At 70.5% G+C, this 13,528-nt stretch carries 15 protein-coding genes and 2 pseudogenes; 11 read left to right on the top strand and 6 right to left on the bottom strand.

All coding sequences use genetic code 11. The features are described 5' to 3' along the window. Positions 1 to 4: 4 nt before the first annotated feature. From ACWD5O_RS19865 to ACWD5O_RS19855, 3 genes are all read left to right on the top strand, one after another. Positions 5 to 517, top strand: coding sequence for a SigE family RNA polymerase sigma factor (locus ACWD5O_RS19865; protein ID WP_450086160.1), 513 nt, complete (start codon positions 5 to 7; stop codon positions 515 to 517). Continuing rightward, positions 514 to 1,683: a hypothetical protein gene (locus tag ACWD5O_RS19860; RefSeq protein ID WP_450086159.1), complete on the top strand. Its 1,170-nt coding sequence runs from the start codon at positions 514 to 516 to the stop codon at positions 1,681 to 1,683. Before ACWD5O_RS19865 ends, ACWD5O_RS19860 begins: the two co-directional genes overlap by 4 nt. A 112-nt stretch (positions 1,684 to 1,795) precedes the next feature. Next, complete coding sequence (locus tag ACWD5O_RS19855) at positions 1,796 to 2,155, top strand: hypothetical protein (protein WP_450086158.1); 360 nt, start codon at positions 1,796 to 1,798, stop codon at positions 2,153 to 2,155. 42 nt (positions 2,156 to 2,197) lie between these two features. On the opposite strand, the pseudogene ACWD5O_RS19850 reads toward ACWD5O_RS19855, so the two are convergent. Continuing rightward, positions 2,198 to 2,413, bottom strand: a pseudogene (locus tag ACWD5O_RS19850) (SAM-dependent methyltransferase); the annotation flags it as partial. Positions 2,414 to 2,543: 130 nt separating this feature from the next. Here ACWD5O_RS19850 and ACWD5O_RS19845 point away from each other — a divergent pair. Then, positions 2,544 to 2,933, top strand: a complete 390-nt coding sequence (locus ACWD5O_RS19845) for a RidA family protein (RefSeq protein WP_450086157.1) — start codon at positions 2,544 to 2,546, stop codon at positions 2,931 to 2,933. A 234-nt stretch (positions 2,934 to 3,167) separates the two neighbouring features. On the opposite strand, the gene ACWD5O_RS19840 is transcribed toward ACWD5O_RS19845, so the two are convergent. Beyond that, positions 3,168 to 3,881, bottom strand: a complete 714-nt coding sequence (locus ACWD5O_RS19840) for a hypothetical protein (RefSeq protein WP_450086156.1) — start codon at positions 3,879 to 3,881, stop codon at positions 3,168 to 3,170. Between the two features lie 216 nt (positions 3,882 to 4,097). Here ACWD5O_RS19840 and ACWD5O_RS19835 point away from each other — a divergent pair, with 216 nt between their 5' ends. The 4 genes from ACWD5O_RS19835 (at position 4,098) to ACWD5O_RS19820 (ending at position 7,137) form a co-directional block, all read left to right on the top strand. Continuing rightward, entirely contained in the window at positions 4,098 to 5,183 is a 1,086-nt protein-coding gene (locus ACWD5O_RS19835; protein WP_450086155.1) for a hypothetical protein, read from the top strand. A 247-nt stretch (positions 5,184 to 5,430) separates the two neighbouring features. Continuing rightward, entirely contained in the window at positions 5,431 to 6,198 is a 768-nt protein-coding gene (locus ACWD5O_RS19830; RefSeq protein ID WP_450086154.1) for a hypothetical protein, read from the top strand. 76 nt (positions 6,199 to 6,274) lie between these two features. Then, the gene (locus ACWD5O_RS19825; protein WP_450086153.1) at positions 6,275 to 6,634 is read left to right on the top strand and encodes a VOC family protein; all 360 of its coding nucleotides are present in this window, start codon (positions 6,275 to 6,277) and stop codon (positions 6,632 to 6,634) included. Positions 6,635 to 6,693: 59 nt separating this feature from the next. Then, entirely contained in the window at positions 6,694 to 7,137 is a 444-nt protein-coding gene (locus ACWD5O_RS19820) for an OsmC family protein (RefSeq protein WP_450086152.1), read from the top strand. 67 nt (positions 7,138 to 7,204) lie between these two features. Here ACWD5O_RS19820 and ACWD5O_RS19815 read toward each other — a convergent pair whose 3' ends face one another. Beyond that, positions 7,205 to 7,768 carry a TetR/AcrR family transcriptional regulator gene (locus tag ACWD5O_RS19815; protein ID WP_387327592.1) on the bottom strand — a complete coding sequence of 188 codons (564 nt, stop codon included), beginning with the start codon at positions 7,766 to 7,768 and terminating at the stop codon, positions 7,205 to 7,207. A 101-nt stretch (positions 7,769 to 7,869) separates the two neighbouring features. On the opposite strand from ACWD5O_RS19815, the gene ACWD5O_RS19810 reads away from it, so the two are divergent. After that, positions 7,870 to 8,817 carry an NADP-dependent oxidoreductase gene (locus ACWD5O_RS19810; RefSeq protein WP_354965764.1) on the top strand — a complete coding sequence of 316 codons (948 nt, stop codon included), beginning with the start codon at positions 7,870 to 7,872 and terminating at the stop codon, positions 8,815 to 8,817. A gap of 52 nt (positions 8,818 to 8,869) precedes the next feature. Here ACWD5O_RS19810 and ACWD5O_RS19805 read toward each other — a convergent pair. Together ACWD5O_RS19805 and ACWD5O_RS19800 are read right to left on the bottom strand one after the other, a co-directional pair. Continuing rightward, positions 8,870 to 9,147, bottom strand: a pseudogene (locus ACWD5O_RS19805) (hypothetical protein); the annotation flags it as partial. A gap of 142 nt (positions 9,148 to 9,289) precedes the next feature. Next, positions 9,290 to 10,006 (bottom strand): TetR/AcrR family transcriptional regulator, encoded by a 717-nt coding sequence (locus ACWD5O_RS19800; protein WP_450086151.1) that lies wholly within the window; start codon positions 10,004 to 10,006, stop codon positions 9,290 to 9,292. Positions 10,007 to 10,120: 114 nt separating this feature from the next. Between ACWD5O_RS19800 and ACWD5O_RS19795 the strand changes: the two genes are divergently transcribed. Continuing rightward, positions 10,121 to 11,104 (top strand): NAD(P)-dependent alcohol dehydrogenase, encoded by a 984-nt coding sequence (locus tag ACWD5O_RS19795; protein WP_450086150.1) that lies wholly within the window; start codon positions 10,121 to 10,123, stop codon positions 11,102 to 11,104. An 88-nt stretch (positions 11,105 to 11,192) separates the two neighbouring features. Here the strand turns inward: ACWD5O_RS19795 and ACWD5O_RS19790 are convergent, their stop codons facing one another. After that, positions 11,193 to 11,798 (bottom strand): TOPRIM nucleotidyl transferase/hydrolase domain-containing protein, encoded by a 606-nt coding sequence (locus ACWD5O_RS19790; RefSeq protein ID WP_450086149.1) that lies wholly within the window; start codon positions 11,796 to 11,798, stop codon positions 11,193 to 11,195. A gap of 229 nt (positions 11,799 to 12,027) precedes the next feature. Here ACWD5O_RS19790 and ACWD5O_RS19785 point away from each other — a divergent pair, with 229 nt between their 5' ends. Continuing rightward, a complete protein-coding gene (locus tag ACWD5O_RS19785; RefSeq protein ID WP_450086148.1) occupies positions 12,028 to 13,467 on the top strand; it encodes a protein kinase domain-containing protein in 1,440 nt (479 codons plus the stop codon). The last annotated feature ends 61 nt before the right edge of the window (positions 13,468 to 13,528 follow it).

The following is a 13,528-nucleotide window of genomic DNA, read 5'->3' as shown; positions in this document are numbered from 1 at the left end:
GATGGTGGATGCCGAGCATGAGTTCGTGGAGTACGTGTCAGCGCGACTGCCGAGCCTGCATCGGACCGCGTTTCTGATGTGCGGCGACGCGCATCTGGCCGACGACGTGGTACAGCAGACGATCACGGCGTTGTACGTGAACTGGCGGCGGGTGAGCCGGGCCGACAACGTCGACGCGTACGTGCACCGGATGCTGGTCCACAAGCTCGTCGACGAGAAGCGGTTGGGCTGGGCGAAGATCCGGCTGCTGGGGTCGGTGCCAGCTCCAGAGCGCCCGCCGGTCACCCCGCAGGACGAGCTGGCCGAGCGGGACAGCCTCGTCGCCGCGCTCGCCCACCTCCCCCGGGGCCAGCGCACCGTGCTGGTCCTGCGGTTCCTGCGCGACCTGTCGCTGGCGGACACAGCCGCCGCGATGGGCTGCTCCGAAGGCAACGTGAAGTCGCAGACGGCTCGGGCGCTGGCAGCGGTCCGCCAGGTGCTCGGCGTCACCGAGATGTCCGGGAGGAACGCGAGATGACCACGTTGGACGACCAACGAATCGCCGAACTGCTGCGATCGGCGCCGGTTCCCGAGCCGAGGGTTGACGTCGGCCGCGCCATCCGCGACGGCCGGCGTCGCCGCCAGCGCCGCCGCGTCGGCGGGATCGCCGCGGTATCGGTGCTGGCCGGGCTCGGCGTCGTCGGCGCGGTCCAGCTCACCGGCGCCGCCGGTGGGCCGGCTCCGACCACGCCGGCCCTCGCAGACTCACCGGCCGGGACCAGGTCGACCGCTCCGGTCTCACCGGTCACCTGCGAGGCGTCGTGGTTGCCGCAGCCGATCGACGGTTCGGTCGCGGTGGCGAACGGCGTCGACCCGACCGGCCGGTACATCGTCGGCGACATCGGCACCGGGCAGGAGGACGGGCGGGTCGTCCGGTGGACCGACGGCCAGGCTGGCGTCCTGCCGGCCAAGGCGCGGCACGCGGCCGCGGTCAACGCTGACGGCGTCGTGGTCGGCACCAACGGCGACGGCACCGGTTGGGTCTACCGGGATGGAAAGCTGCGCTTCCTGGCCACCCCGCCCGGCTACCACGCGGTCCTCGTGCACGCGGTCAACGGCCGGGGCGACATCGCCGGCACCGCCAGCGGAGCCGGCGACTCGCACCACGCCGTGCTCTGGTCGGTGGACCGCCCGCAGGAGTACCGACTCGTCGGACAGCCGGGATCCACCGCGACCGGCATCACCGAGGACGGCACTGTCGTTGGCGCGATGGGCCAACTGCCCTACCGGTGGACGCCGCAGGGCCGCGGGGCGGCGCTCGCGGTGCCCGACGGCTACCCGCGCGCCTCGGTCGACTCGGCGCACGGCGAATGGGCGATCGGCATGGTTCCGGGCGGGCAGCAGGGCGGCGCCGTGCAGATGCTGCCGGTACGTTGGAATCTCACGACCGGGGCGGTGAGCCTGCTGCCGTTCCCCGGGGCGGCCGGCATCGCCGGCAACGGCGACCTGCTGGTCGGCGACGGCGCACCGCTGGTCGTCGCCCCGGACGGCACGTCCCGCCGGTTGCCGGGTCGGCCCGAGGTCCGGGCGACCGAGGCGGGCACGTACACGGCCAATGGGATCAGCGACGACGGTCTGACCGTGGTCGGCGCGGTCTACGAGAACCAGGTGTACCGGCCGCTGGTGTGGCGCTGCCACCGCTGAAGGTCGCGCGCTCGGTCCCTGCCGCCGGCACTGGTGTCGGCTGCGGCGGCCGGGGACCGAGCACGCCTGGCACCATCTGTGGCAGCATCGGGTGGACGAAGAAGGAGCATGCATGGCACCGGGGCGAGTGTTGGTGATCGGTCTCGATCCCGTCCGGATTCCTGGCTGGGATCCCGAACCGGTCGTAGCGGCGATCGCGCGCGGCCAGGCCCGTTTCGCTGATCATGGCATCGAGGCCGACATGTGCCTGGTGGTACCCGACGAGAACGCCGAGGGAGCGATCGTTGAGGCCCTGACCGAGAAGGACTACGCCTGCGTGGTGGTGGGGGGCGGTATCCGCAAGCATGAGCCTCTGCTCGAGTTCTTCGAGAAGGTGGTCAACCTTGTTCGGCAGCACGCGCCCCGGGCGGCGATCGCCTTCAACAGCAGCCCTGAGGACACTGCCGATGCCGCGCTGCGGTGGCTGCGGTAGGCAACGCGTGGAGTAATTCGAGGCGATCCGCTCGGCCCAGCCTTCGGTGGCGATGGCAGCGATGGCGGCGTGCGGCCGATGAGTGCCGTCGGCGGGCCGTTGCAGGCGCTTAACTTCGGTGAAGCCGGCGCGCGTCAGTCGCTCCGAGAGCTCGTCGACGGGCCAGCGATAGGCGGTCACGACCTTGTGGTCGAAGGCCGCGACCTCGTCACAGTCGAAGAAGCCCAGCACCAACGTTCCGGACGGGGCCATGGCTCGCCCGTACCTGCTCCACGGTCACCGGGTGACTATAGGAACCATCTCGGATGCGCGCCGAGGGGTACGGTCGTGTGCTGCCCCGGGGCGCAGCTGCCTCGCCCCCCTGTGCCGGTCACCTAGTGTTCGGCGCATGACAGAGCGACGTTCCATCCTCAGCGGCTCGACGTTCGAGGAGCAGATCGGCTATGCCCGCGCCGTGGTCGATGGCGACTGGGTGCATGTGTCCGGGACGACCGGCTTCGACTACGCCACCATGACGATTTCCGACGACGTGGTGGAGCAGGCCGAGCAGTGCCTGCGCAACATCGATGCCGCGCTGACCGAGGCGAAGTGCACCTTCGCCGATGTGGTCCGGGTGCGCTATCTGCTGCCCGAACGGGCCGACTTCGAGCCCTGCTGGCCGACCTTGCGTCGCGCCTTCGGCGAGGTCCGGCCAGCCGCCACGATGCTCGTGTGCGGCCTCGCCGACCCTCGGATGAAGATCGAAATCGAGGTGTACGCACGGCGAGCCACCAGGTAGCGGCCCGCACACCAGGCCTGGGGCAACGGGAGGCGTCGTCGAAGTGTCCGACCAGCCCATCCACGAGCAGGCGGCGGGACGCTCCGCGGAACGTTGGCTCCACCGGCCGCTGGTCCTGCACCGGCCCAGATTAGTGCTCAACAATGTCTGACGAGGTCAGCGAGTTGGACCAATTCACGGCACGATTCAGCTGATCGGCGGTGCTCCGCCTTGGCCCCTTCTGGGAAGCGGAGGTCAGACCAGGAGCCGCTCTCGCATCTTCGCACCCAGGTTGATCGCACCTACCACCCGAGGGCCGGTCGGGTCATGAACGTCGAGGGTGTTGTTGCGGCGCATCAGCTCACGGACCGGAGGTGGCAGCCGGGGAGGGTCGTCCATGGTTGCGAGGACCTGCCCGGCGGTCGAGATCAGTCGATCGGCCAGGGCGGCGGCGTCGGTGTCCACCCGCACCCGCCCGTACTCCCAACCGGCGGTGGTGAGGTCGAGCACCTCGAACACGCGGGTCACGAGTGGGTTCGGGTCGGTCACCCGGTCGAGCCGCCCCGCTTGGTCGCCGACGACGGCGACCGCGGCGGCCACCTGCGCGTACGGGTGGAAGCCGCACGGCAACGCGAACAGTGGCCACCGCAGGGCCGGGCCGGCCTCCTTCCACAGCGGCCGGGAGTTCCGGCGGTGCACCAGGAGTCGCCGGCCCGTCCGGCGGTGTATGTCGTGGGCCTGGGCCTGCAGGTCCGCATGGGCCTCGTCGGCGACCTGGCTCACGATCCGGGCTGCCACCACCAAGCCGTCGTCGCCCTTCAGCAGTGCGGTGACCGCTTCGACCTGCTCGGGAAACCGGATCTGCGCGTGGGCGCCGTACCGGTACTGGACGTCCCGTAGCAGCGCCTGCTGCCGCTCGGGATCAAGCTGGACCCGCCCGCCGCCCAGCAACCGCCGCAGCCACCGCATTTCGCCTCGTTTCAGCAGAGCCGTCCCGGACCGCGGCAATGCTAGTGCGTCGGGCCTCCCTCGCATTGGGACGGGGTGGGATGAATGGTCTCTGACCATGTTGGCGGTGTACGCCCGCCCGGCCGGCGAGCTCGTGACCTGCACGGGGCGTATGACTCTGTCTCTGAGCACGGCTACCTAGGCGCCGTGCCGTCCCGTCATGCGAGGGTGGTGGTCATGCGTCGACTGCTACCGCAGCTGCTGATCGTGCTCGCTGTTGCCGTGGCCTGCGCCGGGCCGAATGCCCAGCCGGGTCGTCCGGACCGGTCGGCCGCAGAGCCAGCGCCCACCTCGCTGCTCGCCGACGGCAGCGTCCCGTGGGCTGACCTGAAGATCACGGCGGAGGACCTCAACGGGCGCCCGGCCGGAGCACGGGTCCCGGCAGCCGCAAGCAAGCCGTGCCGGGCGCAGCAGCTGTCCGGCCGACTCGTCCGCTGGACGCGGCCCGGAAACGGCGGTGAGACACCCCGCGGCAGGGATGCCGCCATCGGCAAGCTCATCGGAGAGGTGGACGTGCAGAACTCGTCGACGGTCGAGTGCACGTTGCAGGGTGAAGTGCCCACCACCATGCTCGCTGACGGCCGTGAAATTCCCATGCTCTACGAGCACGGCATCAACGGCGAGGCTCGGGCCCGGGTCGTCGCCGTGCCTGCCGGTGGCCACGCCAGCCTGCGCCTGGACTGGTCCGGGCCGTTCTGCCAGCCGACTGACGGGACGCTGGAGCTTGCGATCCAGGTGCCGGACGGCGGCGGCACGTTACACGCACCCATCACCGCGGACGACCGCCCCGGCTGCCAGCGGGGCGAGGGGGTCAATCCCAACGCGCGGGCGACGCTGTACGCGAGCGGGTTCACCGAGCCGGTCGCGGCGTCGAGGCCCCCATCCTCGCCACTCGACCAGCTCACCGTCACTGTCGCGGGGCCGCCAGCCGCCGCGGCCGGGTCGCGGCTCACCTTCCGCGTGACACTCGGCAACCCGACCGGTGGCCCGCTCGCGCTGGACCCTTGTCCGGGCTATCTGATGGAACGCTTCTCCCTCGGCGATGCGACGAATGAGGCCGTGAACACGTCCCAGCTGTACCGGCTGAACTGCCGTCCGCTGACCCAGATCCCCGCCGGCGGCACCGCCGTGTTCGAAATGGTCGCCGAGGTGCCGGCCTCCATGCACCCGGGGCGGGAGCTGACGGTCACGTGGAAGCTCTACCTGCCGCACTACGTGCAGCGCGGCAACCAGGTCGGCGCCTTCAGCCTGAAAGTCGCCTGAGCACGGGTGAACGCACCGGCAGGGAAGCGCAGGCTCCGCCGCAGCGGAAGCTGCCCGGGCGGCAATTCAGTCAACTAGCGTTCCCGTGACGGTCATGGATGCGCACCGGCTGGTCGCCGACGGCGCCAGCGACGGCAAGGTCACCGTCGACATCGACGGCTGAACGAGGCCGACCCGACGGTGCAGGACCAGGTGTATTGATCGACAAATGCCGTTGCACTGCGACAGCCGCATACCATGTGTGGTTATGACACGTCGAGCCGCGATGGCCGGCATTCTCGCGGGAACACTGCTTCTTCTGGGTTGCTCGGCTGGCGCGCGGACGGGAAGCGAACCCGCCCCGGTGCCGACCGTCAACGTTGAGGCCGCCACGACGGCCAAGGCGATCGACCTGCTGCGGGCAGGTACGAAGTTCATCGATCACACGAGCTTTCGCGTCGACGTCGACATCGCGAGTCAGGTCACGTCACTGCTGCACGCCGACAACGTCAACAAGCGCGCCGACGCCACGCTCTCGACGTTCGGCCGGATCACCGAGATCCGGATGATCGACAACGACGTCTACATGAAGACCGACGTGGACCTGCCGGGTGTCGGCCACGAATGGATGACCCTCGACCCGGCCCGGGTGCCGTCAGCCTTCGCCCTGAGCTTCGCCCCAGGCAAGAACGACCCCGGCGGCTCGGCCCGCCTCATCAACGCGATCGTCACCGCACGAGCAGACGGCTCGCACATCACCGGGACGATCGACGTGACCCGGATCGGCGCCGGCAACGGGATCAACTTCAACCCCGGCCCTGGTGGCACGTTTCCCGACAGCGCGCGCAGCCACGCGTTCCGCGCAACGCTGGACACCGAGGGTCGGCTGGTCAGTTTCCTGATCCCAGCCGCCAGCGGGATGCCGAACGCGTCCCTTCGCTACAGCGACTTCGGCGCGGCCATCGACGTCACGCGGCCGCGAGGCGCCCCCGACGCCCCCGACGCCCTGTATCCCCAGCTGGGCATGGGCGGCTGACCATCGGTCAGGCTCCGCGGGTGTGGGAAGGTGGCTCATGCCCGTGAACAGGTACCACCTCAGAGCTTCGGTCGCCGTGTCCGACATACGAAAGGCGGTCGCCTTCTACGAAGGCAAACTGGGCCTCCAGGCGCTGCGGTCCGGCCCCAGTGCCACCATCGCCGACGGCAGCCGTGTCTATGGATCTGGTGGCGGGCCGGCGCTGAACGTGTACCAGTCGGTCACTGCCGGGAAGACCTCCGCGACACTCGCGACGTGGTACGTCGACGACATCGACCAGATCGTTGACGAGCTCACCTCGGCCGGCGTCGAGTTCACGCGCTACGACCAGTTCGCACACGACGCCAAGGGGATCACCGCTCGGGCCGGCGGTGGACGTATCGCGTGGTTCCAGGACCCGGACGGCAACACCTTCGCCCTCGAAGCCGACGTCTGACTCCTTCCCAGCGCAGGCCGGTGGCTCGGGGGACCAGGAGGCTCGGGTAGTTTCCTGTCATGAGTGACGACACTTTCCGCTCGGTGGAGATCGAGCGCACCGGTCTGGGGAACTATGTCGCCCGGAACATCCGCGGCGGTTCGCTGTCGTTGGGCACGGGCGAGGACGCCAGCTTCACGCCGGTGGAACTGCTGCTGGCTGCCATCGGCGGCTGCACCGCGGTGGACGTGGACCACATCACCAGCCGCCGCGCCGAGCCGACCCGGTTCTCCGTCGACGTCACGGGTGACAAGATCCGGGACGAGGCCGGCGGAAACCGGATGCAGAACCTCAGGGTCGAGTTCACCGTGACGTTCCCGGTGGGCGCGGACGGCGACAGGGCCCGCGAGGCGCTGCCCCGGTCGCTGCAGCAGTCGCACGAACGGTTGTGCACCGTCTCCCGTACCGTCGAACTTGGCACTCCCGTCTCGATCGTCGAGGCTGCCGGACCCGACGAGGAATGAGGTTTCCGGGCGGACGAGCGGACGTCCGTTCCTCACGTCACCCGCGCCACGCGACGCAGCGCAGGTGTCAGTTCGGAGCGCGCAGCCCCGCTAGCACCAGTCTGCCCAGCCGTCGAATCAACACTGCGCTTCTCTCCGGCGGCAGAGCCCGGAAGGACGCGATCGCCAGGAGGCCAGCCCGGACGTCGTCGACCGTGACACCTTCGCGGAGAACTCCCGCGGCGTGTGCCCGTCCGACGAGCGTTTCGAAGGCTGCTGAATGCTCTTTCCGTTCCCGTCTGAACGCGAGCCCGGCTTCGTGTGATCCGAGCAGCGCCTCGTTGAGCCCTCGGTCCTGTACCTGTCGGTCCGCGAACCGCAGAATCGTGCCGGAGAGCGCCCGCCACGGGTCCGGGTCTGCCAGCGCCTGACGCATCTCGGCACCGCACACGGCGACCCGCTCGGAGAGCACCGCCGTGATGAGGTCCGCCCGGGTCGGGAAATGCCGGTAGACGGTCGCGATGCCAACCGACGAACGGCGAGCCACCTCCCGGACGGGTACCTCGAGCCCACCCTCGGCGAACGCTTCGCGCGCCGCGGTCACGACGCGTTCGCGGTTGGCCCGAGCGTCCGAGCGCTCGATCCGAGACATCCGTTGTCCCTGCTCTCTCACTTCGACCGCATCTGGAACACCTGCTCCGTTTCGTCGTTACGGTACTGCGGAGCCGGACCCTCCGGCCAGGGAAGGAAGCGGTGTTCGCACTTCAGTTCCATCAGTTTGGCGGCCCCGAGGTTCTCCAGGTGGGTAGCGCCGACATGCCTCACCCCGGCGCTGGCGAGATCCGCGTGCGGGTCAGAGCGGGCGGACTCTCGCCGGTCGATCTCGGCCTCCGGTCCGGGGCCACCCCGATGAGCACACGATTGTCGCTACCGCACATTCCGGGCGTCGACGCGGCCGGAGTCGTCGACGCGGTCGGACCGGGTGTCACGGGTGTCGGCGTGGGCGACGACGTGTTCGGCACGGTGAACGTCGCCCGGCTCGGCGGCGCCCACGCCGAATTCGCGGTACTGCGGCTCTGGGCGCACAAGCCTGCCTCGATGCCGTGGGCACAGGCCGGAGCCGCAGGATCGAGCATCGAAACCGCCACCCGGGCCCTCGACCTCCTCGACCTGCGGGACGGAATGACCATCGTCGTCGACGGTGCCGCCGGCGGTGTCGGCAGTGTCGCCGTGCAACTCGCCGCCGCACGCGGCGCGCACGTCATCGGGACCGGACGGTCCGACAACCACGCCTTCATCACCGAGTTGGGCGCCACCCCGACCACGTACGGCCCGGGACTTGCGCACCGCATCCCCGCACTCGGCGTGACCAGGGTCGACCGCGCTCTCGACATCGCCGGGGCGGGCTCGCTCCCGGAACTGATCGAGATCACCGGGACACCCGAGAAGGTGGTGACCCTCGCCGACTTCGGCGCGGCCCGGCACAACGTCCGCATCTCGACCGGACAGCTCGGAGGCGAACCCGACGGACGCCACGGCCTTGCCGAGGCGGCGGCACTGTTCGTTGAGGGCCGCTTCCGGATGCCGATCGAGGCCGTGTTCACCCTCGATCAGGCTGCCGCCGCGCATACCGCCGCAGGCGAAGGCTCCCGCCGCGGCAAGATCGCCATCATCGTCAGCGACGACCGGGCGGACATCTGACGATCCGCAGGCGGCGGACGAGATCACGGGCTGTCGCCGACTTCGACAGACCCTAACGGGCTGGCAGCGGTGCGACCGGACGGACCGAGGTGAACTGGGCGTGCTCGTACCGGTGCCGGAAAGCAGCAATAGCCACTCGTCGCAGCCCTGCCACGGGTAGAGGTCGGCGGTGCCGCCGCGCACGGTCCGGTGCCCGTCGCCGGTGCGTGGTCGGGCGTCCGCGGGCGCGCCCGCGAAACCGGGGATCCATACGTCGGCGCAGATCTCACTCGCCGGGCCGAACGCGGCCAGGCCGAACGCGTTCTCCCCGGCCGCCGTCCGTTCCTCATCGCACAAGCGCCGAACGCTAGCAACTCGACCGCCGACCGTACCGTGCGTGCACGGGTCGGCCGCCGGCTCGATTGGGGGAGTGGGCGCGGCAGGGGTGGGCTGAATGGTCCGGGTGGCAGGACCGTCACCACTGGCCGACGGCTCAGCGAGGCCGGCGTGGCGATGCCCAGCCTTGCTGTTGCAGCCGTTCGATGCCGTCGAGGAGCAGGTCGAGCGCGAACTCGAACTCGAACTGGTCGTCACAGCCCTGCCCGAGGACGGACGCGTCGTCGTGGGACGCCGCCATGGCGATCTCCGCGACGTGTGGGAATCTGGCCGCGATCTCCGGGGGTAGGGCCGCCGGTGGCTCCGGGGTGGTCGTGCCGGACCGGCCGGCGCGCCGGGCGGCGTCGAACAGCTCCTGGCTGAAGCCCAGGATCCGGCTGCCCATCGCGTGCATGACGTGGTGCGCGAGGTCCACGGAGAACCCGCCGGCCCGGAACGTTCCGATCATCGAGTCGAGGTAGGACAGGATGGCCGGCGTCGCCATGTTCCGCGACTCGATCGCGAGCGGCGCCCAGGGGTGGCGCTGCAGCACCTGCCGCGCCGAGAGGATGCGCTGGCGGACCGTGAGCTTCCAGTCGGCGTCGGGCACGGGCGGGGCGATCTCGCCGACGACGACGTCGATCATGCCGTCGAGCAGTTCGTCTTTGTTGGCCACGTGCTTGTAGAGGGCCATCGGCACGACGCCCAGTTCCTGAGCGAGGTTGCGCATGCTGAGGGATTCGATCCCGGCCCCGTCGGCTAGCGCGACGGCGGCGTGCAGGACCCGGTCCCTGCTCAGCGGCGTCCGGCGCAGCGTCTCAGCCTGCTCAGCCATCTCGCTCCTCATCGTTCGGCGGCCGCTTGAACCATAATCCTCTTGACAGGTGTACGGCGTACACCTACCTTGTTTCTAAGGGTGTACGCCGTACACCCGGGGAAGGGGAGAAAGATGAAGGCGATCGTTCAAGACCGCTACGGCCCGCCGGAGACGCTCACGCTCGCGGAGGTGGACGCGCCGGTGCCTGCTCCCGACGAAGTGCTCGTGCGGGTGGAGGCCGCCGCGCTCAACGCGTACGACTGGCATGCCATGCGTGGTGACCCCCGGATGGCGCGGCTGGCCATGGGCCGATCAAGGCCCCGAGCACGCATCCGCGGCCGCGACTTCGCCGGCCGGGTTGAGGCCGTCGGCAAGCATGTTCGACAGGTGCGCCCGGGTGACGCCGTCTTCGGCGACCTCGGTGACGCCAACGGCGCGTTCGCCGAGTACGTGTGCGTACCCGAGACCCTTGTCGCGCCGCAGCCGGCGAACCTGACGCCGCAGCAGGCGGCCGCCCTGCCACTGGCCGGCATCACCGCGCTCATGGGCCTGAGCGGTGTCGGGCAGGTCGAGTCGGGCCACCGCGTTCTCATCAACGGGGCCTCCGGCGGCGTCGGCACCATGGCCGTCCAACTGGCCAAGACGCTCGGAGCGACCGTGACCGGTGTGTGCAGCACCCGCAACGTCGACCTGGTCCGCTCCCTCGGCGCCGACCACGTCGTCGACTACACCCAGGACGACTTCACCCGCGACATCCGCCGCTACGACGTCGTGTTCGACCTGGTCGGCAACCGCTCACTCACCGCGCTCCGGCGGGTGCTGACCCCGACCGGGACGCTGGTGCTCTCCGGCGGCGGCGTGTACCGCGGCGGGAGCCTCATCGGACCGGTCAAGCTCATCGCGCGGGGGCGGCTGCTGGCACCCTTCGTCCGACACCGCATCGTCATCCTCACGGCGGCACCCAGCCGGCAGCACCTCGACACGCTCCGCGCGCACGCCGAGACCGGCCGCCTCACCCCGGTCATCGACCGCACCTATCCGCTGCACGAGGTGCCCCAGGCCATGCGATACCTCGAAGGTGAACACGCGCGGGCGAAAGTCGTCATCACCGTCTGACGTGCGCGCCGGCGGGCATCGACGGGTCGTCGGATCGGCGGCCGGCGCAACCCGGGTCGGGCCGTCCATCGCCGATCCCATCCCTCTGTCACGCCACAGCCCTGTCGGTCCTCGCCGCCTCGAGCAGCGCGGCGAGTGGCCGAGGCAGCGCACCCCGGCCGATTGCCGCCTCGGCGAGCAGTCGTGCGTAGCGCAGATTGCGACGCGCGCCGCTGCGGAGGAACCGCCACATCTGCCGCTCGGGTTCCTGGCCGCGCCAGGCGGGTTGGTTCTGCAGCGAGCGGAACGAACCCAGATCGCCCTGCGAGTCGAACAGGGCTTCCACCTCTGCGGCGCCCACGGCCCGGATCAGTTCCTCTTCGAGGTCGTTGACGCAGACGTGAAACCCGAGGCGTTCCATGTCGGCGCGAGTGTGGGGCGAGCCGATCTGGGCGGCGACCAGTGCGCGCCGGAAGACTTCCTCCTCACGCACGTCGTACAGGCCGGCGAGACGCACCTGAGTGGTCAGCGGGCCCAGCTCGGTCAGGAAGCGGCCGATCGCGTGTGCCCCGCCGATCGGCACGATCACGACGCGCTCCGCTTCGAGATCCCGGCCGCCGCCGGTCGCGGCCGTCTCGAGCGCGATCTGGTCGCTGAGACCCTCGACCAGGACCAGGGCCACAGCGTCGCCCACCTTCGCCCGGGCGCTGGTCATCGCCCGGGTTGTGGCGTCAGGGCCACTCGCGTAGCCATCGAGCGCCCTGCGGGCTAGCTCACGACGTTGGGCGAGATCCATGGTGGGTTCCGTCGGCTGGGATGCGGGTCGTGGCCATCATCGTCGAGGCGTATGGCGGCGACAACCCGATATCGGAGGTCGGGCGACCGGGCGGCGGCGCGGTGCTTGAGAACGATGAGTCCGGGGTACCGAAAGCATCATACCGAGTGTGGGGCAAGTCGTCGGAGACCGTTACCGCCTGGTCGAGAGCATCGCCAGCGGCGGAATGGGCGACGTGTGGCGGGCGGTTGACGAGACCCTGGACCGCTGCGTGGCCGTCAAGATGCTGCACCCCCGCCTGGTCGCCGACGCCGGCTTCGGCGAGCGGTTCCGCCGCGAGGCACGCGCCATGGCGGCCCTGCGTCACCCGGGTGTCGCCCAGGTCTACGACTACGGCGAGATGTCCCGGCCCGGAGAGCCGGTCCTCGCCTACATCGTGATGGAATGTGTGCAGGGACAGTCCCTGTCGGAGCGGATCGCCGAGGTCGGCCATCTGGGCGCGGCCGAGGCGATGTCAATCGCCGCGCAGACCGCCCGAGCCCTGCAGGCCGCGCACGACGCCGGCATCGTCCACCGGGACGTCAAGCCCAACAATCTGATCATCGAGCCGGACGGGCACGTCGTGCTCGTCGACTTCGGCGTTGCCGTCATGCCGGAGGCGGCGAGCCTGACCGGGGTGAACCAGGTCGTCGGCACCGCCCTGTACATGGCGCCCGAGCAGGTGTCCAGGAACGAGAGCACACCGGCGATCGACATCTACGCGCTGGGCGCTGTCGTCCACCACTGCCTCGCCGGTGAACCCCCGTACCAGGGCGACAACGCCGTCGCGGTGGCGCTGCGCCACCTCGAAGAGGAACCACCGCCGCTGCCCGAGAGCGTCCCGGCGCAGGTACGGCAGCTGGTGGCCACCGCGATGGCCAAGGAGCCCACCCGCCGGTTCCCGACGGCGGCGGCCCTGGCCACCGCGGCGCAGGCGCTCGCGGACTCGTCCGACCCGCAACTGAGGGCCGCCACCTGGGCGACCGCGACCGGGCCGCGGACCGAGCACCCGAACACCCGGCGGTTGGCCCTCGGCGGCGCGTCGAGCCGGGGTGTCCGTCCCGGACGTACCACGCTCGCGGTGCTTATCGGATCGTTGGCCGCCGCCGCTGCCGTCCTGGTGCTGGCTGATCCCACCGGGATGATGCCGGGCCCGGCTGGGCGACCGTCGGGACCCCCCGCGGTGCCGACGTCGGTGCCACCCGGGCAGGACAAGCCTGGCCCTGGCGTCGGTGGCGGCGAACCGGCCACCCGCGGTTCCGCCGGTCTGCCGGTTCGCGCGCCCGCGTCCGCGACCCCGACGACCACCCGTTCAGCAGCCGAGGGCACGACGGGCCGGTCCACGCCCTCAGGCGACAGCAGCCAGGGATCACCCGGCCCCACCACCTCCGAAAGCGCCCCGCAGGAACCGACGGCGGTCCCCACGGGCGCCACGACGGCGGCACCGACCGAGGAGCCGACGGAGGAGGCACCGACGGCAGAGGAATCGGCAGCGGAGGAATCGGCAGCCGGAGGGAACGCGGTGGCGCCGGTCCAGGCGACGGGCTCAGGCGGACCAGCCAGTCACTGATTTGCTGTGGCGCGGGGGGGGGGGGGGGGGCGCCCCCCGCGGGGGGGGGGGGGGGGGGGGT

The organism is Micromonospora sp. NPDC005161, assembly GCF_053599855.1.
This window is presented reverse-complemented; position numbering and strand designations above follow the sequence as displayed.

Bases quoted from the DNA above. Each gene is read 5' to 3' on its own strand.
- ACWD5O_RS19860 (WP_450086159.1), top strand. From the start codon at position 514: ATGACCACGTTGGACGACCAACGAATCGCCGAACTGCTGCGATCGGCG.
- ACWD5O_RS19855 (WP_450086158.1), top strand. From the start codon at position 1,796: ATGGCACCGGGGCGAGTGTTGGTGATCGGTCTCGATCCCGTCCGGATT.
- ACWD5O_RS19845 (WP_450086157.1), top strand. From the start codon at position 2,544: ATGACAGAGCGACGTTCCATCCTCAGCGGCTCGACGTTCGAGGAGCAG.
- ACWD5O_RS19840 (WP_450086156.1), bottom strand. From the start codon at position 3,881: ATGCGGTGGCTGCGGCGGTTGCTGGGCGGCGGGCGGGTCCAGCTTGAT.
- ACWD5O_RS19835 (WP_450086155.1), top strand. From the start codon at position 4,098: ATGCGTCGACTGCTACCGCAGCTGCTGATCGTGCTCGCTGTTGCCGTG.
- ACWD5O_RS19830 (WP_450086154.1), top strand. From the start codon at position 5,431: ATGACACGTCGAGCCGCGATGGCCGGCATTCTCGCGGGAACACTGCTT.
- ACWD5O_RS19820 (WP_450086152.1), top strand. From the start codon at position 6,694: ATGAGTGACGACACTTTCCGCTCGGTGGAGATCGAGCGCACCGGTCTG.
- ACWD5O_RS19815 (WP_387327592.1), bottom strand. From the start codon at position 7,768: ATGTCTCGGATCGAGCGCTCGGACGCTCGGGCCAACCGCGAACGCGTC.
- ACWD5O_RS19800 (WP_450086151.1), bottom strand. From the start codon at position 10,006: ATGGCTGAGCAGGCTGAGACGCTGCGCCGGACGCCGCTGAGCAGGGAC.
- ACWD5O_RS19795 (WP_450086150.1), top strand. From the start codon at position 10,121: ATGAAGGCGATCGTTCAAGACCGCTACGGCCCGCCGGAGACGCTCACG.
- ACWD5O_RS19790 (WP_450086149.1), bottom strand. From the start codon at position 11,798: ATGACCAGCGCCCGGGCGAAGGTGGGCGACGCTGTGGCCCTGGTCCTG.